The organism is Streptomyces sp. MGP-BFMKR1 (genome assembly GCF_057766585.1).
Map to the genome: position 1 here is coordinate 794,388 of NZ_CM173408.1, position 19,270 is coordinate 813,657.

General features: G+C 75.0%; 15 protein-coding genes. 6 read left to right on the forward strand and 9 right to left on the reverse strand.

Going from position 1 to position 19,270, the window contains the following annotated elements; translation table 11 throughout:
- Positions 1–219: 219 nt before the first annotated feature.
- Positions 220–1,488, reverse strand: a complete 1,269-nt coding sequence (locus AC3CHW_RS02690; protein WP_488469427.1) for an ROK family protein — start codon at positions 1,486–1,488, stop codon at positions 220–222.
- A 17-nt stretch (positions 1,489–1,505) separates the two neighbouring features.
- On the opposite strand from AC3CHW_RS02690, the gene AC3CHW_RS02695 reads away from it, so the two are divergent.
- From AC3CHW_RS02695 to AC3CHW_RS02705, 3 genes are all read left to right on the forward strand, one after another.
- Positions 1,506–2,831 (forward strand): MFS transporter, encoded by a 1,326-nt coding sequence (locus tag AC3CHW_RS02695; protein WP_488469428.1) that lies wholly within the window; start codon positions 1,506–1,508, stop codon positions 2,829–2,831.
- 120 nt (positions 2,832–2,951) lie between these two features.
- On the forward strand, positions 2,952–3,587 hold the full coding sequence (locus AC3CHW_RS02700; protein ID WP_488469429.1) for a GNAT family N-acetyltransferase: 636 nt from the start codon (positions 2,952–2,954) through the stop codon (positions 3,585–3,587).
- 546 nt (positions 3,588–4,133) lie between these two features.
- Positions 4,134–5,075 carry a DUF2797 domain-containing protein gene (locus tag AC3CHW_RS02705; RefSeq protein WP_488469430.1) on the forward strand — a complete coding sequence of 314 codons (942 nt, stop codon included), beginning with the start codon at positions 4,134–4,136 and terminating at the stop codon, positions 5,073–5,075.
- A gap of 144 nt (positions 5,076–5,219) precedes the next feature.
- Here AC3CHW_RS02705 and AC3CHW_RS02710 read toward each other — a convergent pair whose 3' ends face one another.
- The 3 genes from AC3CHW_RS02710 to AC3CHW_RS02720 are packed head-to-tail and all read right to left on the reverse strand — an operon-like array spanning position 5,220 to position 7,897.
- A complete protein-coding gene (locus AC3CHW_RS02710; protein ID WP_488469431.1) occupies positions 5,220–5,885 on the reverse strand; it encodes a response regulator in 666 nt (221 codons plus the stop codon).
- Positions 5,882–7,135 carry a sensor histidine kinase gene (locus AC3CHW_RS02715; protein ID WP_488469432.1) on the reverse strand — a complete coding sequence of 418 codons (1,254 nt, stop codon included), beginning with the start codon at positions 7,133–7,135 and terminating at the stop codon, positions 5,882–5,884. The genes AC3CHW_RS02710 and AC3CHW_RS02715 overlap by 4 nt, the downstream gene beginning before the upstream one ends.
- A gap of 57 nt (positions 7,136–7,192) precedes the next feature.
- Positions 7,193–7,897 (reverse strand): TetR/AcrR family transcriptional regulator, encoded by a 705-nt coding sequence (locus AC3CHW_RS02720; RefSeq protein ID WP_459250273.1) that lies wholly within the window; start codon positions 7,895–7,897, stop codon positions 7,193–7,195.
- Positions 7,898–8,059: 162 nt separating this feature from the next.
- On the opposite strand from AC3CHW_RS02720, the gene AC3CHW_RS02725 reads away from it, so the two are divergent.
- A complete protein-coding gene (locus AC3CHW_RS02725; RefSeq protein ID WP_488469433.1) occupies positions 8,060–8,644 on the forward strand; it encodes a nitroreductase/quinone reductase family protein in 585 nt (194 codons plus the stop codon).
- Positions 8,645–9,015: 371 nt separating this feature from the next.
- Here AC3CHW_RS02725 and AC3CHW_RS02730 read toward each other — a convergent pair whose 3' ends face one another.
- Positions 9,016–10,227 carry a geranylgeranyl reductase family protein gene (locus AC3CHW_RS02730; protein WP_176166587.1) on the reverse strand — a complete coding sequence of 404 codons (1,212 nt, stop codon included), beginning with the start codon at positions 10,225–10,227 and terminating at the stop codon, positions 9,016–9,018.
- 169 nt (positions 10,228–10,396) lie between these two features.
- Here AC3CHW_RS02730 and AC3CHW_RS02735 point away from each other — a divergent pair, with 169 nt between their 5' ends.
- Both AC3CHW_RS02735 and AC3CHW_RS02740 read left to right on the forward strand, forming a co-directional pair.
- A complete protein-coding gene (locus tag AC3CHW_RS02735; RefSeq protein ID WP_398607006.1) occupies positions 10,397–11,785 on the forward strand; it encodes a dipeptidase in 1,389 nt (462 codons plus the stop codon).
- Between the two features lie 280 nt (positions 11,786–12,065).
- Complete coding sequence (locus tag AC3CHW_RS02740) at positions 12,066–12,413, forward strand: hypothetical protein (RefSeq protein WP_488469434.1); 348 nt, start codon at positions 12,066–12,068, stop codon at positions 12,411–12,413.
- Between the two features lie 199 nt (positions 12,414–12,612).
- Here AC3CHW_RS02740 and AC3CHW_RS02745 read toward each other — a convergent pair whose 3' ends face one another.
- The 4 genes from AC3CHW_RS02745 to AC3CHW_RS02760 form a co-directional block, all read right to left on the reverse strand.
- Positions 12,613–13,473, reverse strand: coding sequence for a MerR family transcriptional regulator (locus AC3CHW_RS02745; protein ID WP_488469435.1), 861 nt, complete (start codon positions 13,471–13,473; stop codon positions 12,613–12,615).
- Positions 13,474–14,189: 716 nt separating this feature from the next.
- Positions 14,190–15,224, reverse strand: a complete 1,035-nt coding sequence (locus AC3CHW_RS02750) for an NUDIX hydrolase (protein ID WP_398607003.1) — start codon at positions 15,222–15,224, stop codon at positions 14,190–14,192.
- A 698-nt stretch (positions 15,225–15,922) separates the two neighbouring features.
- Positions 15,923–18,061, reverse strand: coding sequence for a serine/threonine-protein kinase (locus AC3CHW_RS02755; RefSeq protein ID WP_488469436.1), 2,139 nt, complete (start codon positions 18,059–18,061; stop codon positions 15,923–15,925).
- Positions 18,062–18,165: 104 nt separating this feature from the next.
- Positions 18,166–19,173 carry an ROK family protein gene (locus AC3CHW_RS02760; protein ID WP_488469437.1) on the reverse strand — a complete coding sequence of 336 codons (1,008 nt, stop codon included), beginning with the start codon at positions 19,171–19,173 and terminating at the stop codon, positions 18,166–18,168.
- Positions 19,174–19,270 lie beyond the last annotated feature (97 nt).

The window sequence follows — 19,270 nt, forward strand, 5'->3', positions numbered from 1 at the left end:
GGTCGCCCCGGCTGGGTACCGGCCGTGGCCCGCCACCTGGCGTACGCCCGCTCGCTGGTACGCCGGTACGGCACCACCCGGCGCACCTCCGCGCCAGTACGCCGATACGGCGCCACCCGGCGTACGGCCCACGCCGCGCCCTGCAACCGCGCACCCGGCGTACGCGCGGGCGCCCGACACGCGGCGCCGAGCAGTCGGTGCCCCGCCGCGTTGGCCGGATCAGGCGCCGAGCGCCCGCAACGGGTCGTCGAGGACCGGCTGCCACGCGAGTTCGGCCGCGCCCACCAGGCTGTTGTAGTCGAGCGTGCACGGCAGCAGGGGCACCCCGCCGCTACGTCCCCACAGGCTGCGCTCCGCGACGACCGCGCGCAGCCGCTCCGGGTCGGCGTCGAGCAGGTCGCGGTGGAGCCCGCCGAGGATGATCCGGTCGGGGTTGAGGATGTTGACCAGCCCGGCCAGGCCGCGGCCGAGCCGGTCGATGAGCAGGTGGGCCGCGGCGCGCACGGACGGGTCGGCGTACTCGTCGCGGAGCAGGTCGCGGGCCTGCTGGAGGAGGGACACCTCGGGGCCGGGCTCGCGTCCGGCCGCGGTGAGAAAGGCCAGCGGGTCGGCCTCGACGTCGAGACAGCCACGGCTGCCGCAGTGGCAGGCGCGCCCCTCCTCGTGCACCGTCAGGTGCCCGACCTCCAGGGCGAGCCCCGAACTCCCGGTGTGCAGTCGCCCGTCGAGCACCAGGGCGCCGCCCACACCACGGTGGCCGGTGGCCACGCACAGCAGTTGCCGGGCGCCGCGGCCCGCTCCGTGGCGGTACTCGGCCAGCGCCGCGAGGTTGACGTCGTTGCCGGTCTGCCCGATCGGCGCGTCGGGCGCCGAGTCGGCGGCCGGGGGGCCGGCGGGCGCGGCCGTGGCGTCGCCGGGTCCGGGGACGCCCGCGCGGGCGAGGCTGCGCCGAAACAGCTCCCGTACCGGCGCGCCGGCCTGCCAGGCCACGTGCAGCGGGTTCAGCGCGGTGCCCTCCGGCTCGGCGACGGCCGATGGCACGGCCAGTCCCGCGCCGAGGCAGCGGCGCCCGCTGGCGCGCAGCAGCCCGGCGCCGGCCTCGACGACGGCGTCGAGCACCGCCGCGGGGTCGGCGGGCACCGTCATGCAGCCCGGTGCGGTGGCCACGATCCGGCCGCCGAGGCCGACGAGCGCCGCCCGGAACCCGTCCACGTGCACCTGCGCGGCGAGCACGACGGGGCCGTCCGGGGCGACGGTGAGCCGGTGCGAGGGGCGGCCCTGGGTGCCGGCAGCCGCGCCCGGCCGCGAGTCCACCCGGATCAGGCCGAGCGCCTCCAGTTCGGCGGCGACGGCGCCCGCGGTCGCGCGGGTCACGCCGAGCTCCGCCGTGAGCACCGCGCGCGTGGGGGCGCGACCGGTGTGTACGAGCTCCAGCGCCGGGCCGAGTGCTCCGCGGCCCCGCTCCAGTCTTGTCCGTGTCTGGGTCACGCCCCTATTCTGGCTTTGTGCCGACGCTAAACAAAATACGGACGGCCACTCCGTGGGGGTGGAGCCACGCCACCGTAGACCCCGCCATCCGTCGCCTGCGGGCGGCGCTCACCCTCTTCTTCGCCCTGGACGGCTTCGTCTTCGCCGGCTGGGTCGTCCGCATTCCCGCCATCAAGCAACAAACCGGCGCCTCGACCGGCGATCTCGGGCTCGCCCTGCTCGGCGTCTCCGCCGGCGCGGTGGCCACCATGATGGTCACCGGCCGGCTCTGCCAGCGGTTCGGACACCAACCGATGACCGTCGTCGCCGCCGTCGTGATGTCCCTGAGCGTCGCGCTGCCGGCGCACACCCACTCGGCGCTCGCCCTCGGCCTGGTACTCCTCGTCTTCGGCGCGGGCTACGGCGGTCTCAACGTCGCGATGAACAGCGCGGCGGTGGACCTGGTGGCCGCGCTGCGCCGGCCGGTCATGCCCACGTTCCACGCCGCCTTCAGCCTCGGCGGCATGCTCGGGGCGGGCCTCGGCGGCCTGGTCGCGGGGCGACTCTCGGCCACCACGCACCTGACCGCCCTCACCGTGTGCGGGCTCGCCCTCACGGCCTTCGCCGGCCGCGCTCTCCTGGCCCACCCGGTGCCCCGGCGGCAACACGAGCGGCCGGCCACGGCGCCCCGTAGCCGCCCGCCACGAGCCGACGCGACCGATCCCGCCCGCCGCCCGTCGTCGGCGCGGGCCGAACCCGTCGAACGAGGCAAGTCCGTCGGGCAGGCGGCGGGCCGGGGCGCGGCCCGGCGTACGCGCCGGCTGGTCGCCGTCTTCGGGCTGATCGCCCTGTGTACGGCCTACGGCGAGGGCGCGTTGGCCGACTGGGGCGCGCTCCACCTGGAGCAGGATCTCGACGCGCACCCGGGCGTCGCGGCGGCCGGCTACTCGGTCTTCGCCGCCACGATGACCATCGGCCGGCTGTCCGGCACGGCGCTCCTGGAACGCCTCGGCCAGACGCGCGCCCTGGTGGCGGGCGGCGCGACGGCCGCCACCGGCATGCTCCTCGGCTCCCTGGCCCCCACGGTCTGGCTGGCCCTGCTCGGTTTCGCGGTCACGGGTCTCGGGCTGGCCAACATCTTCCCGATCGCCATCGAACGCGCCGGCGCGCTCAACGGCCCGAGCGGCGTCGCCACCGCCTCCACCTTCGGCTACGGCGGCATGCTCTGCGGCCCGCCGGCGATCGGCTTCGTCGCCGACTGGTTCTCGCTACCGACGGCCCTGACGACCGTCGCCCTGCTCGCGGCGGTCGCGGCGGTCGTCGCCTACGCCAGCCGCAACGCGCTCCGCCCGCCCACGGGTTGACCGCGCGCCCGCACGGGGCCTCTCGCCCGCGCGTGCCCCGGGCCGACGGCACCCAGCGGGCCGCACGTGTAATCTGAGGAATCGCTACGCCACATAGATGACCGGTGAACCTCGGAGGATATGGTGCTGGCTACGCCGCTTTTCGGCCCCGACGTCCTCGACGCCGCCGACGAACTCACCGATGCGTACGTCGACGTCTTCACCGCCCCGCCCTGGGAGGACCGCGACGCGCAGGCGACCCGGGCGGAGTTTCGGGAGCGGCTCGCGACGGACGCGCACCGCCCGGGTTTTCGGGCCGTACTGGCCACGTCGGACGATGGCAGGGTGCAGGGCTTCGTCACGGGTTGGACCACTCAGGCCCCGTTCCGCACTGACCGTGCCTACGGGAAGGTGACCACGCGGCTCGGCGCCGAGCGGGTGGACGAGTTGCTGGTGGGCGCCTTCGAGGTCGACGAGCTGGGGGTGCGGCCAGACGCCCGCGGTACCGGTTTGGGGCGGCGGCTGCTCTCCGCCCTCGTCGACACCGCGCCCGGCGGCCGGGCGTGGTTGCTGACCTGGAGTCAGGCGCACGAGACGCTCGCGTTCTACCGCCGCATCGGTTGGCGGGAACCCGCCCCCCTACCGGGCAACGAGACGGACGTCGTCGTGTTCCTCTCACCGGGCAGGCCCGGTGACTCCTCCGTGGTCACGGACGGGGACCGCCACGGCCTCGACACCGACCAGAACGCGAGAGCCCGCCGAGGCCCGGGCAGCTGAAGCCCGAGCCGCGTCCAGCTCACGCGACAGGGTCTCCACCGGCACTGCGCCCGCGTCAGACTCGCCAGCCGGCAGACGGGGAGCGCCCGTAGTCGCGCCCCTGTCCGGTGCCGGTGCACGCCGGTGGCACCGGTACACAGGCGCGCGGTCCGCGACGACGCGGGCGCCGTCCGCACCAGACAGTCCGACCCGGCGGTCCCGGACCACCCTGAAGCGGGATCGCTGCCGGCCGCCGACGCGCGTCCCCCGCCTCGTCCACCCTCGGGCTGGCAGTCGCGCCGGAGCGATGTCAGTGCCGGCTGGCACACTCCCGGACATGGAGTACGGGAAGCTGATCGAGGTCGTTGCCCCAGAGGGGACGCCGCTCGCCGCCGAAGCCCGGTTCCGGGCCCACGTACCGGGCGAGCGGAACCGAGACGGGGCTCCACGCAGCGCGGCGCACACCGCGCGAGAGGACGGGCTCGCGTCGTCGCACGACTGCACTGGTCCCGGCGACACGGTCGACCGTTCGCCGATGCCCACGCCACGGCGACCAGGGGCCCGGCCATGACCGATGACCGCGTGCCGCGCGAGCCGCGATCCGGCGACTCCGGCTGGCGGTGCGCCGGACTGCGCTGGAGCCTCCCGGCCGAGCCCGCCCTGCTCTGGCGCCACCCCGAGCGCGGCGAGCGCGCCTCCGCCCTGTCCCCCGGCCGACCCATCGCCTTCACCACGGGCGCGGCCCGGCGCTGCGTCGGAGTGCGCAGGGGCGACCGGCACACCGCCTGCCCGACGGCCGCGGCGATCCCCCCGACGGCGGTGTCCGCCCAGTGCCCCGAGTGCGCGCGCCTCGACCGGTCGTACTCCGTGGCGGCCGACACCCGCGCCGACGACCCGCGCCCCTACGACGTCTACCTCGCCTGGTTCGGGCCCGGTTGGATCAAGGTGGGCATCACCGCGACCGAGCGCGAGGGAGCCCGGCTGCTCGAACAGGCCGCGCTCTCCTACGTGCTGCTCGGGCGCGGCCCCCTGATGGCCGCCCGCCGCGCCGAGTCGGTGCTCGGGGCGGCCCTGGCCGTACCCGACCGGATTCCGTACGCGGCCAAGCGGGCGGCCCGGGACGCCGTGCCGCCTCCGCCGGAGCGAGCGGCCGAACTGGCCGAACTGCACGCGCGGGCCCGCGCGCTGACCGCGCTGCCGGAGTCGCTCCAGGTCCTGCCGTGCGCCCCGGTCCACCACGACGCGGCCTTCGCGCTCGACCGGCCCCGGCCGCCGGGACCGGCCGGCCTCGTCCAACTCGCCCCGCACGCCACGGTGGCCGGCACCGTCGAGGCCGTCGCGGGCCCCGACATCTCGCTCCGCGACGCGGACGGCCGCGCCCTGATCCTCGACACCCGCCAACTGGCGGGGTGGCCGCTCACCACAGCCGACCCGTCCGCCCTCACCACCGCGCCCGTGCGCCCGGCCGAGCCCCCGCCCTCGCCTCCGGCCCCGGAGCCCCTGTTCTGAGCGCCGCCGTTCCCGCGCCGCCACGCACCTCTCCGCCCCGGGCCCACGTTCGGGCATCCGGCTGGTGGCCTCCGGCCCATGCCGGCTCGGCCCACGTCGCCCGGTCAGGCGCGTACGGCGGGCAGGCGACGCCGCTCGGCCCGCTCAGCCCAGCCAACCCGGGCGTACGAGTCCCGACTCGTAGGCGAGGACGACCAGTTGGGCCCGGTCGCGGGCGCCGAGCTTCACCATGGCGCGGCTGACGTGTGTCTTGGCCGTGAGCGGGCTGACGACGAGGCGCCGGGCGATCTCCTCGTTCGACAGTCCGATGCCTACCAGCGCCATCACCTCGCGTTCGCGGTCGGTGAGTTCCGTGAGGCCGACGGCGGCAGCGGGCTCCTTGGAGCGCGCCGCGAACTCCGCGATCAGGCGGCGGGTGACGCCGGGCGACAGCAGCGCGTCGCCCGCCACGACGGCCCGTACGGCGCGCAGCAACTCCTCCGGCTCGGTGTCCTTGACGAGAAAGCCCGAGGCTCCGCAACGGATCGCCTCGAAGACGTACTCGTCCAGCTCGAAGGTGGTGAGCATGACCACCCGGACGTCGCCGAGCGCCGGGTCCTCGGTGATCCGCCGCGTGGCGGCGAGGCCGTCGAGCACCGGCATGCGAATGTCCATGAGGACGACGTCGGGCCGCAGTTCACGGACCTTCCGCACGGTGTGCTCGCCGTCGGCGGCCTCCGCGACCACCTCGATGTCGGGCTGGGCCGCGAGCAGCGCCCGGAAACCGGCGCGGACCAGCAGTTGGTCGTCGGCGAGTACGACGCGGATCACGGTGTCTCCTCGGGTGGCAGGGGGATGCGGGCCAGGACGCGGAACCCACCGTCGGGGCGCGGCCCCGCCTCGACGGTGCCGCCGAACGCGGCGGCCCGCTCCCGCATGCCGACCAGCCCGTTACCGCCGGACGTGGTGTCCGCGCGCCCACCGCCGGCAGCGGAGCTGGCCGGGCCGTCGTCGTCGACCGACACGTGCAGGGCGTTCGCGCCGTGGCGCAGGACGACGCGCGCGGCGCGCGCCTCCGAGTGGCGGATGACGTTGGTCAGGGCCTCCTGGACGATGCGGAAGGCGGCGAGGTCGGCGCCGGGCGGCAGGTCCGCGCGGCGGCCCTCGGTGCGCACCTCGACCCGGAGACCGGCGGCGGCCGCCTGCTCGGTGAGTTCGGGTACGCGGTCGAGCCCGGGGGCCGGCGAGCGGGGCGCGCTCCCGGGCGTGCGCAGGCTGTCCAGCACCTGTCGCACCTCGCCCAGCGCCTCCTTGCTGGCTCCCTTGATGGTGGTCAGCGCGGTCCGCGCCTGTTCCGGGTCCTGGTCGAGCAGCGCGAGGCCGACGCCCGCCTGCACGTTGATCACCGAGATGCTGTGCGCGAGGACGTCGTGCAGTTCGCGGGCGATGCGAAGCCGCTCCTCGTCGGCGCGGCGGCGCTCGGCCGCCTCCCGCTCGACGCGCTCGCGCACCAGTCGCTCCCGGCGCAGCCGGGCGAGTTCGGACAGCGCCAGGACCACCAGCACCCAGGCGGCGATGCCCATCTCCTGCCACCAGCCCGCCGCGCCGTCGCCGCCCGGCGGGAGCCACCGGTAGAGCCAGTGTGTCACCAGGGCGTGCGCCAGCCAGGCCAGGCCGACCGCGCTCCAGGCGGCCCGCCGATGGCCCGAGGTGACGGCGGAGAAGCAGGCGAGGACCACGCTCAGGAAGATCGGCCCGTACGGGTAGCCGGCCGCGAGGTAGGCCGTGACCACGGCGCAGGTGCCGAAGACGGTGACGCGCGGGTAGCGGTGTCGGATCACGAGGAACGCGGGACCCAGCGCCAGCAGCAGCCAGGCCAGCGGGTCAAGATCGACCCGGTCGGCCTGCCGGTGGGAGGCGAAGTTGGTGCCGACGCACTGGAAGACCGCGACGGCCAGCGAGGACAGCCACGGCAGCCGCCCGGAGGGCGCGGCGCCCCAACGGCGCCACGGTGGCCCCTGGCCCGCCCACCGGCCGGGCGCCTGTTCCTCGCCCACGCGGTGGACTCGTTCCGTGCTCATGCCGCAACGCTAGACCGCGCCACGACGCCCCGCGTCAGCCCGACGCGGTGCGCGCGTCTACTCCCCGGGGAGTAGGCCGACCTGGCGGGCCAGTCCGGCGGCGGCCTGGTCGAAGAACTCGTCCCGCGCCTCGACGACGTGGTTGAACTGGCCGAACACCTCGAAGTTGACCAGCCCGAACAGTTGCGCCCAGGTCGCGGTGAGACCCGCCAGCGCCGGTGCGGGCAGGTCGACACCGAGTTCGACGCCGAGTCGCCGCGCGTCCTCCCGCACCGGTGCGGGCGTCGCCGACGCGTCCGTCGGGCGCAGCTCCCCCGCCTCGTGCGCGTCGCGGAGTACGGATATGAGGGCGAGGCCGACGCGGGCGGCGGGGCCCGTGGTGTCGCTGGGGGCGGTGTAGCCGGGGACGGGCGTGCCGTAGATCAACGCGTACTCGTGCGGGTGCGCGAGCGCCCACTCGCGGACGGCACGACAGACGGCCGTCCACCGCTGGTCGGGAGAGCCTCCACTGGCCGCGGCGAGCGCGTCCTCGGCCGCGGCGCCCAGCGCGTCGTACGCGTCGATGATCAGCGCGGTCAGCAGGTCGTCCCGGCTGGGGAAGTAGCGGTAGAGCGCGGAGGAGACCATGCCCAGCTCGCGGGCGACCGCCCGGAGCGACAGTTTGGCGGCGCCCTCGCGGGCGAGCTGTCGCCGCGCCTCTTCCTTGATCGCGGCGGTCACTTCGTCACGGGCCCGCTCTCTGGCCCCCTTGATCGCACTCATGCGGGCCAGTGTGCCACCGCGACGGAGCACCAACCAGAAAAGAGAGCACCGCTCTTGTTTCGGGGCGCCAAGTCGTGCACACTGATCTCAAGCGAGAGCACTGCTCTCTCGGTATCGCGAGGCCCTGCCGCGCAGGCTCACCTCTCCTACGGAAGGCTCACCATGACGCACTACGCGAAGCCCAGTTGGTTCGAGGCCCGGGTGATCGGCGGCGGCATCGCCTGGCTGGCCCGGCGCGGCGTCTCGCTCTACGGCAGCGCGGAGCTGTCGGTGCGCGGCCGGACCAGCGGTGAATGGCGCAGCGTTCCGGTCAACCCGCTCCACCTCGACGGGGCGCACTACCTGGTGTCGGCCCGAGGCACCACGCAGTGGGTGCGCAACATGCGGGCGGCGGGAGGCGGGCAGCTCAGGAAGGGGCGCGGCGTGCGGCCGTTCCGCGCGATAGAGCTGCCCGAGGGCGCGGAGAAGACCCGGGTGCTCCGGGCCTACCTCAAGCGCTGGGGCTTCGAGGTGGGCAGGTTCTTCGACGGTGCCACGGGCACATCGAGCGACGAGAAGCTGGCCGAGGTCGCCCGGCGGCACCCGATCTTCACGTTGACCTACGCGGACGATGAGGCATGGACAGCACACTCTCCCCGGCGCGCGCCCGCCGCGAGATCACGGCCGAGCACCCCGGACGACGCCAGCGACGCGGCAGGCCGCGTCACCCACCCCACCCCCGAGCCGCTGAGCGCCACGCGCCCCTGACGGCCCGGCGACGCACTCGCGAGGCGGCCCGACGCTCCCGAGCGCCCCTCCTCACGGCCGCCGGACACGCCCGCTGGGCCGCCACCACTCGCCGACCCAGCACCCGCCAGCCACTCGCCGCCCTCGCCCGCACCGTCGCGCACGCGCTGAGGCTGAGGTCGCGGAGTCGTCTCGTTCCCGTGCGCTGGCGCGACCGGCACACCGATGGGCTGGGCGGCGCGCCGCGCACGCACCACGGCCCGCTGCCCAGCGGCGGAGCCAGCCACCCGCCGGTCGACGCGGCGGAAGCCCACCCGCGTCGCGCCCTGGGCGCGGGGCCGACGCGTCACGACGCCCCGCGGCCCTCCCCGTGGCGGAGCGGGGTCGGCGCGTCAGCCGCGGTCGAGCACCATCATCAGGCGACGTGCGGAGGGGTGGGTGCGGACGATCTCGGCAAGCGTGGTGGTACCACGCGTGATCTTGGCGAACGCCCGCCAGGCCGGGCGGAGACCGGTGATCGCCGCGTGCACCATGCCCGGCCGCCGCTCGTAGGCCAACAGCAGGCGGCGCCCCACGCCCATCTCCACGCCGAGGCCCGACTTGATGGCGAAGGCGTAGTTCAGCGCCTGCCGCCGCGCGTCCACCGCGTCGTGCGCCTCCGCTATGCGCACGGCCCACTCCCCCGCCAGCCGGCCGGAGCGCAGCGCGAAGGAGATCCCCTCCCGGGTCCACGGCTCCAGCAGCCCCGCGGCGTCCCCACAGACGAGTACGCGACCGCGCGAGAGCGGCGAGTCGTCGGAGCGGCAGCGTGTGAGGTGGCCGGAGGAGATGCTCGGCTCGAACCCCGCGAGGCCCAGGCGCGCGATGAAGTCCTGGAGGTAGCGCTTGGTCTCGGCGCCCTCGCCGCGCGCCGAGATGACGCCCACGGTCAGGGTGTCGCCCTTGGGGAAGACCCAGCCGTAACTGCCGGGGATCGGCCCCCAGTCGATCTGCACCCGGCCCGCCCAGTCCTCGGCGACGGTCGGCGGCACCGGGATCTCCGCCTCCAGACCGAGGTCCACCTGCTCGACCTTGACACCCACGTGCCCCGCTATCCGACTGGCGCTGCCGTCCGCCCCGACGACGGCCCGGGCGAGCACGGTCTCCCCGTCGCTGAGCACGACGGCGACGGTGCGCCGGTCGGGTACGGAGGGCCCGTGCTGCTCGACCCGGGAGACGGTCACGCCGGTGCGCAGGGTGGCCCCGGCGGCCGTGGCCGACTCCACCAGCGCGGCGTCGAACTCGGGCCGGTTGATCAGCCCGAAGAGCATCTGCTTGGACCGCCGAGTGCGCGAGAGCTTGCCGTTGAGCGAGAAGGTCACGGCGTGCACACGATCCCGCAGCGGCATCTCGAACCCTGGCGGCAGGGCCTCGCGCGAGGGCCCGATGATCCCGCCGCCGCAGGTCTTGTAGCGGGGCAGCTCCGCCTTCTCCAGGAGCAGCACTCTGCGGCCCGCGCAGGCCGCGGCGTGCGCGGCGGAGGCGCCCGCCGGGCCCGCCCCCACGACCACGACGTCCCACACCGACTCGCCGTCGTCGGCCGCGTCGCCGCCGTGCAGACCCATCTCGCCGCTGTTGTCGCTGCTCACGATGTACTTCTACTCCCGCTCGACCACTCGCTTCGGCTACCGCTCGCATCCTACGGCGCGCCGCTCAGCGGCCCCGCTGTGGGAAGATCGGTGCACCCTTCGCCCGTACGTACGGACATAACGCCGCGCCCACAAGGAGCGTTCCATGGAGCAAGCCTCCGTCCGCCAGCCCGACCACGCCACGCTCGCCCAGACCGTGGCCGCACTCCAGCCCCGGGCCCGTGCGGAACTGACCGAACTGGTCGCGTTCAAGTCGGTCGCCGACCCGGCCCAGTTCCCCCGGAGCGAGTGCGAGGCCGCCGCGAACTGGGTGGCGGACGCGCTGCGCGGCGAGGGCTTCCAGGACGTCGCCCTCCTCGACACCCCCGACGGCACGCAGTCGGTCTACGGCTTCCTCCCCGGCCCCGAAGGCGCCCCGACCGTCCTGCTGTACGCGCACTACGACGTGCAGCCCCCGCTGGACGAGGCCGCCTGGCTCTCGCCGCCGTTCGAGCTCACCGAGCGCGACGGCCGCTGGTACGGACGCGGGGCCGCCGACTGCAAGGGTGGCCTGATCATGCACCTGACGGCGCTGCGGGCCCTCAAGGAGAACGGCGGGATACCGGTTCACGTCAAGGTGATCTGCGAGGGCTCCGAGGAGCAGGGCACCGGAGGGCTTGAGCGGTACGCGGAGGCCCACCCCGAGCTGCTGGCGGCGGACACCATCGTCATCGGGGACGCGGGCAACTTCCGGGTGGGGCTGCCGACGGCCACGGCCACCCTGCGCGGGATGACGCTGATGCGCGTGCAGGTGGACACGTTGGGCGGCAACCTGCACTCGGGCCAGTTCGGCGGCGCCGCCCCGGACGCGCTGGCCGCGCTGATCAGGGCGCTGGACTCGCTGCGCGCCGAGGACGGCTCGACCACCGTGCGGGGCCTGGCGTCCGACGCGAGCTGGGAGGGGTTGCAGTACGCGGAGGAGGAGTTCCGCAAGGACGCCAAGGTGCTCGACGGAGTGGAGCTCATCGGTTCCGGCACCATCGCGGACCGGATCTGGGCCCGCCCCGCGGTGACCGTGCTCGGCATCGACTGCCCGCCGGTCGTCGGCGCCACCCCCTCGGTGCAGGCGAGCGCCGGCGCGCTGGTGAGCCTGCGCGTGCCGCCGGGCGTGGACGCCGCCGAGGCGACCGACCTGCTGGCCGCGCACCTGAAGGCGAACACCCCGTGGGGCGCGAGGATCGCCGTGGAGCAGGTGGGCCAGGGTCAGCCGTTCCGCGCCGACACCAGCAGCCCGGCCTACGCGTCGATGGCCAAGGCCATGCGCCTGGCCTACGACGGCCAGGAGATGCAGATCTCGGGCATGGGCGGCTCCATCCCGCTGTGCAACACCCTGGCGTCGCTCTACCCGGAGGCCGAGATCCTGCTGATCGGGCTGAGCGAGCCGGAGGCGCAGATCCACGCGGTCAACGAGAGCGTGTCGCCGCAGGAGTTGGAGCGGCTCTCGCTCGCGGAGGCCCTGTTCCTGGTCGAGTACGCGGCAACCGACGCGGCCTGACACGGCCACCGCCCTCCGGCCGACGACGCCCCGCCCGCCCGCAGCGACGCACTGATCGCAGCGGCAGGAGCGGCATGCCCCCGGAAGTGCCGTGGTTGCGGGCCCAGGGGGCCGATGTCGGCAGACCGCACGGCTCGGCCCGCCGGGCGTCCGGCGCACGGGCGGGCGAGCGGCCGGGCGAGCGGACGGGCCGGCCGACCTCGTCGCGCCCCGCGCCGGGTGCCAGCGGCACCCGGGCGGGATCGCTGCGGAGCTTGGTGAGGATCCGCCAGTTCTTGAGGTGAGCGAAGCCGTGCTCGACCGGTGCCCGTCCGACGGCGAGGGCGCGGTGGGCGGTCTTCTCGCCAGGGGTGAGCTTGTGGGTGCGGCTGGCGTGGCAGCCGGTGACGATCACGGGATCGAGTACGTCGTTGTCCAGGCCGCGAAGGCCCAGGTCCGCCAGGGTCTGGAGGCCGGCGGCGAGCAGGGTGATCAGCTCGTCGCGCCGGCGGCGGACGGTGGGCTCGGACACGTGGTCGCCGCCGGCCCTGTCGGCCAGGCGCCGGTCGTGGCGCAACACGGCCGGGACGAGCACCGCGATCTTCCCGGTGGCAGGATCCGCCACCGGAACCGGATCGCTTTCAGGTGACGTCGCAGCAGATCAGCGAGGTGGTTGACGGTCCCCGTGGACAGCGGCCGGCGGCACAGGTGAGCAAGCGGGCAGGTGCCCTCGGCGTACCTTCGGTTTTCGTCACACGATTCCAACGGCCCTCGGGGGCACCGGGTTTACGTTCGCGCCGCGCCACTCAGGGCTGCTCTTGTCGGGCTCGTTCTGGGCGCGATGCCAGTCAGCAGGTCCGTTGGTCCCTGTCGCCGGCCTGATCGGCCGAGTGAAGCAGTTCGATGACACGTTCCTCGTACCGGACGCGGGCCGGGGAGAAGTCGTACGGCATCTTGCCGACGGCCTCCATCACGCTCATCCTCGCCCCCTCTTCCTCCTCGCCGGCGTGCTCGTCCTCCCGGTCCAGGAGGTCGTTGAGGGCCTCTTCCAGGCCGGATCCTTCGATGGCGGCTGCCAGGGCGGTCTCGTGATCACGTCGCTGGGCGGCCAGGTCTTCGACGCGGGGGTCGTCGGGGGACATGGTGTCGTCCAGGGCCGCCTCGGCCTCGGCCAGTCGGTCCTCCTCGGCCCGCAGCTCGGGATGGGTGGCCAGGACGATGAACCGGTCGGCCTGGACGGCGGCGCCCAGTGGGCCGAGGACGCGCTCCGTGACCAGGAGGGTATCGAGGTCGGCGGAGCGCAGGGCTCCGGGCGGCAGGTCGCGCAGGCGGCCAGTGACCAGCGGTGAGAGCAGGCCAAGAGGGCTGCCCACCTCGCGGAGACGCTTCACGGCGGCCCGCTGGGCCTCGATGGCGGCAGCCTTGGAAGCGAGGGACTCCTCCAGACGGGCCAGGGACTGCTCGATGCCGCTGGTGCCCTCGAAGGCGGCGTGGATGTCGTCCAGGGAGATACCCGCATCAGCCATCCTGCGGACCCACAGCAGGCGGATCATGTCGTCGTATCCGTAGCGGCGGCGGTCGTCGCTGCCGCGTTCCGGTTCGGCGAGGAGCCCGATGGCGTGGTAGTGGCGGATGGCGCGGGGTGTGGTCCCGGCGAACGCGGCGGCATCACCGATCTTGACCCGGCGGGGAATCGCAGGAAGGGGCATGCGAGGGAACCTCTCGATGTCGTGCTCGCCGCCTACTGGACCACATGCCGCTACGGCACGTGCAAACCCCTCTGTCGTGGGGGCGTGCGCCGGGGCTTCCGCACCATCAAAGCCGTACGGACCGCTGCACGGGTGGAGAAGACGCACCAGATGAGCAGACCTGGGGAACAGCCCGGGGGGGGTGGGGAATGCAATCAACGGGCGCCGTCAGGGCGGCAGCGTCCCTGGGCACAGGCGAACGGTGAGCCGGCCGTTGGGCAGTTCTCGAAGCCAGTCGCGGTCGGCCAGCCTGACCAGTTTCCCGCGCGGCGACTCCAGTCCGGCCCGCACGCTGGTGTCCTCCCAGCATCTCGCCGACCTGCCGGGCCATGACTGGTCCGGCGCCCTGCCACACGGCGGTGAGAACGCGCCGGTAGCCCGACGGCAGAGCCCCCTCCGCCACGCCGAACGTGCGGTGCGGTGCGTCCAGTTCCGCGCGCCGGACGGTGACGCGTTCCATCAGCTCGGATCCAGGCACCGGATCGTAGAAGGCCACCAGGCCACAGCCGGCAGAAACCGGCGAACCGACCGCGCTGACGGACGATCTGTGCCGTAGACAGCCGCCCATGACCAGCGCGCGCACCCCGGAAGACCGTCACACCAGCCCTTTGACCCGCACTTTCACGTTGGTGGAGACTCATTGCACTGCACTGCACTGACCGACGCCGCGTGGGGGTTCAGGTGACGGGGAGGCCCTGCTCCAGGTTGATGGGGCAGCCGCGTTCGCGGGCGCGGAGGGCCCAGCGCAGTCGGTGCCAGCGGTGCGGGGGCAGGAGGTCGGCCGCCTCGTCCTCCGTGACGAAGCGCCAGCCGCGGAGTTCGTCCGCGGGGAGCAGCAGTTCGCCCGCCTGGCTCTCGCTGAGCCGGCCGCCGTCGAAGAGCAGGCGCAGCCCGCCGTATCCCGGCGGGTTCGGCGGCTCCCAGTCCACGACCAGCAGTCGCAGCGGATCGGCGAGGCGCATGCCCAACTCCTCGGCCACCTCGCGGACTCCGGCGCGGGTGGGGGGTTCGCCGGGCTCCACCACGCCGCCGGGGAACTCCCAGTCGGGCTTGTAGGTGGGATCGACGAGCAGGACGCGGTCGTCCTCGTCGAAGAGCAGTACCCCCGAGGCCACCGTCTCCGCCGTCGGGTGCGGCGTCTGCACCATCGTGCAGGCGCCCGCGCCGTCCCGTACCGCGTCGGCCACCAGCTCCGCGGCCTGGCCCGCGGTGAGTCGGTCGGTGCGGATGACGTGTGCGTCGGCGGTGAGCCAGGACAGCGCCCCGCGGTAGGGCTCAAGGTGGTCCAGGCACCACTTCCGGATCGACGCGTCGCCCTCGGGCTGGTCGGGAACGAGCGCCCGGCCCTCGATGCGCTCGCGAAGGATCGTTTCCTCCGCATGGAGCAGGATGTGCTGCACGGGGATGCGGCGGGACGCCAGGCCGCCGAATATCTCGTCCCGGTAGTCCTGCCGCAGCAGTGTCATGGGCGTCACCAGCACTCCGCCCACCTCCGCGAGGAGCGCCGCCGCGGTGTCCACCACCAACCGCCGCCAGGAGGGCAGGTCCTGGTAGTCGCCCACCTCCGCGAGGCGCTTGCTCGGCAACATCGCGCGCAGGCCGCCGCCGATCAGTTCGGGGTCGAAGAACGTGCTGTCGGGCAGCAGCTCACACACCTCACGGGCCGTGCTGGTCTTCCCCACACCGAACGTGCCGTTCAGCCAGACGATCACGGGTTCCCCCTCCTCCGTAGCCCCCAGACAGTTGCCCGCATCACCGTGCCACGAAAACGTGTGCGGTTCGGAGGGGGCGCGCCCGGGCCGACGGCGAACCGTCGAGTGGGTGGCGGAGGCCGACGACGGGGCTTACGGGCCCGTCGCGCGGCGCCCCGGCGCCGGTCGGCCCGTGCCCGGCCGGCCGCGAACCCCTGGCTGCACCGCCGCCCCACCGTCCCCCAGGAAACCGCCGGTCACGCGGCGGTCGGCGGTGGGCGGGTCGGGGTTCGTGGCAGCACCGTCCGGTGCCACCGCGCGGCTCACGCGAGCGCGCGCCGGGGCCGAGCGGCGGCCCGCCGAGGCGCGCCGTGCGCCGCCGCGTGAGCCTCGCGGAGCCGTGGCGCGGGAGGGGCGGGCGCGCCATCGCGCCTCGGCCTCGGCGGGCCCGAGCGGCAGTCATCCGCCCAGGCCCGCGCGCCTGCGCTCCTCCGTACGCGCCCCTGCGCTCCGCGACTGCACCCACGCGCCCGACACCGCGTCACTTCGCCGTGTCGTTTCCCGCCGTCGGACACCCCCACGGCACGCAACCGCCCCCGGACGGCTCGGCTCCGGGCCCGGCGGCCAAGGCCGCAGCCGACGCCGCCGTCGAGGCCAGGCCGAGCAACAGCCCCGAGGCCAGGTTCAGAGCCAGGGCGAGCCAGGCCGGCGCGGGGCGGTCAGCACACGGGCAGTCCCGGGACGGGCTGGTCGTTGGCTCCGCCCTTGACGTAGACGACGCTGACGTACACACCGGCATTGCCGCTGTCGTCGTCGGTCTTGGCCCACCACACGTTGGTCCAAGCGCCCGACGTCTCGCGGCGGCCCAGGTTCTCCTGGCAGAAGAAGTAGTTGGTGCCCTGGTTCAGGGTCCCCACCTGGGCGCCGTCGCGGGTGTAGGAGGAGGCGGACTTCCAGACCGTGCAGTCGTGCTTGCCGGCACCGGCGCCCGAGGGGTGGCACGCCGGCGCCGGGGCCTGGGACGAGGCGCCGGGCCCGGGCTCGGACGCGCTCGGCCGGTCGCGGCCCTCGCGCTCCTCCCCCGCCGCGTCCCGGTCCGCGTCCTTCGCGCCGTCCCCTTCGCCCTTGTCGCGCTTGTCGGCGTCGTCCTTGTCCCGCTCGTCGTCGCCCCGCTCCGTGGGCTCGCCCGAGCCCGTGGGCGTCGGCGACGCGCTGGCCTCCGCACCGCGCTTGCCCTTGGCGCCGCCCTGTTCGGGGTCGCCCGCCCCGCCGTTCGGGTCGACGGCGCCCGGCTCGGCGTCGTCGGTGGGGTGTCCGGAGGACCCGCCGCCCGCTCGCGTCTCGTCGCCGCTGCCCCGGTCCATCAGCGCGTACGTCAGCCCGCCGCCCACCAGCACGGTGGCCGCCGTCACCGCGGCCAGCGTGCCGCGTCGGGCGCGCCGGCGAGCGGGCAGCCGCCGCGTGGCCCTACCGCCGCCGGCCACCAGCGTCTCCCCGGCGCCCTCACCGTGCCCACCGTGCCCGGGTGCCCCACCGGCCCCTTGCGCCTGCCGCGCTACCCCAGCCGCGCCAAAAGCTCCCGTCGCACCAGCGACCCCCGCCACCCCGGGCACCCCCGCACCCGCACCCGCACCCGCACCCGCACCCGACGTACCGGAAACCCCAACCGCCCCTGGCCCACCGGAAACCCCCGGCCCGCCAGAATCTCCCGGCCCGCCCGCGGCCCCGGCCACGCCCGAACCACCGAACCCGCCCAACGCGCCGCCCGTGCCCGCCGCGCCAAGGGCCGGGCCCGCGCCGTACGCGCTCGCCCCGCTCCCCTGGGCCGGCGCGCCGAAGGTGCCGGGTCCGGGCGCCTGCTGGCCGGTGCCGGCGGGCCGCTGGCCCCAGTCGCCGCCCGAGCCGTGCGCCGGAACGCCCGGCGCCCCGTACGCACCGCCCGGGCCCGCGGCGAGCGGTGCGGCGTGCCCCGCGGCCACCGCGTCGAGCATCGCGGCGGCCTGGGCGGCCGTCGGGCGGGCCGCCGGGTCCTTGGCCATCAACGCCCACAACACCGGGGTCAGCGGCCCCGCGCGGCGCGGCTCGGGCAGCGGCTCGGTCACGATGGCGGTCAGCGTCGACCACACCGAGGTGCGGCGGAAGGGGGAGGAGCCCTCGACGGCCGCGTACAGCGTCATGCCCAGCGCCCATACGTCGGAGCCCGGGCCCGGTTCGTGTCCCTGGGCACGTTCGGGGGCCAGGTAGTCGAGTGAGCCGATGAGTTCGCCGCTGCGGGTGAGCTTGGTCGCCGCTCCGTCGTCGGGGGCGTCCATGCTGGCGATGCCGAAGTCCGTGAGGACGACCCGGCCGGCGCCGAGTTGGGCCGAGCCGCCGTACGCCCCCGGCGTGCTCGCGCGGTCGAGCAGCACGTTGCCCGGCTTGACGTCGCGGTGCAGCACGCCCACCTCGTGACCGGCGCCAAGGGCCTCGGCGACCCGCGCCCCGATGGCGGCGGCCCGCGTCGGGTCCAGCACGCCCTCGGCCGTCAACACGTCGTCCAGCGAGGGCCCGTCGATGAGCTCCATCACGATGATGGGCAGCCCGTTCTCCTCCGCGACGTCGTGCACGGTGATCACGCCGGAGTGGCGGATGCGGGCCGCCGCGCGCGCCTCGCGGCGCATCCGGGTCCGCAGGTCGGCCAGTTCCGCCGGCCCGGCATCGGTGAAGGCACGGAGCACCTTGACCGCGACCTCGCGGCCGAGCACCTCGTCCACGGCCGCGCAGACCACCCCCATGCCGCCGCGCCCGAGTTGCCGTGTGACCCGGTATCTCCCGCCCAGCACCCTGCCGGTCAGGTCCGCGCCGTCCCCCGTACTCACCGTGCTGTTCCCCTCACGCACTCGTGCCGCGCCCTGGTCCGCCCCGCGCGTCCCGCGCGCGGTGGCGCCTCGCGCGGGTGTGCTGGCGCCGCGTGGGGCTCAGCTTAGGCCCCGAGCCGTCGCGGACCTCGTGGCCCCACGCACCGCTCGGAGCGCGCTTGGGCCGCCGCGCCGAAGCCTGCGACGTCGCTGGCCCGCGCGGCAGCCGCGGCCGCGCCGACCAGGCCGGCGTCCGTACCCATCTGAGCTGGCAGGACGGACAGCTCCCGGACGAAGGACAGTCGCGCGTAGTCGCGCAGGGCGTGGCGCAGGGGGTCGAAGAGCACCTCTCCGGCGCCCGCGACGCCGCCGCCGATGACCGCGAGTTCGATCTCCACCAGGGTGGCGGTGGCCGCGATGCCGGCCGCCAACGCCTGTGCGGCGCGCTCGTACGAGGCGCGGGCGACGGGGTCGCCGGCCCGGGCGGCGGCGGCCACGGCGGCGGCCCCCGCGCCCTCGGGTCCCGCCCGCCAGCCGTCCGCGACGGCCCGCGACGCGATGTTGGGGCCGCTGGCGATGCGCTCGACGCAGCCCTGGCTGCCGCAGGGGCACGGGTCGCCGTCGAGGTCGACGCTGATGTGCCCGATGTGCCCGGCGTTGCCGGTGGGGCCGAGGTGGGGCCGACCGTCGAGGATCAGGCCGCCGCCGACGCCGGTGGACACGACCATGCACAGCGCGTTGGCGCAGCCGCGTGCCGCGCCCTGCCAGTGCTCGGCCGCCGCCATCGCGACGCCGTCGCCCACCAGCGTGACCGGCAGCCCGCCCACGGCCTGGCGCACCTGGCTGACCAGCGGGTAGTCGCGCCAGCCGGGGATGTTGACCGGGCTGACGGTGCCCACCGAGGCGTCCACCGGGCCCGCGCTGCCGATGCCCACGGCGACCACCCGCGACCACTGGGGGCTCGCGGTCAACTCGTCGAGCACGGCGCGCACAGCGGCCATCACGGTGGGCCCGGATGCGCGTGCCGGCGTGGCCCGTCGTGCCCGTACGGTCAGCGCGCCGGTCTCCCGCACGAGCGCGCCCGCGATTTTGGTGCCGCCGATGTCCAGCGCGGCGACGAGCTCATCTGACATGGGGCGGTCTCCTGACAGGCGATGAGGGGCTGGTTGGCGTGCCCGGAACGGTCCTGTGGGACGGGCGGGAGCCGAATGTACGCGGCCCGGCGGCGGG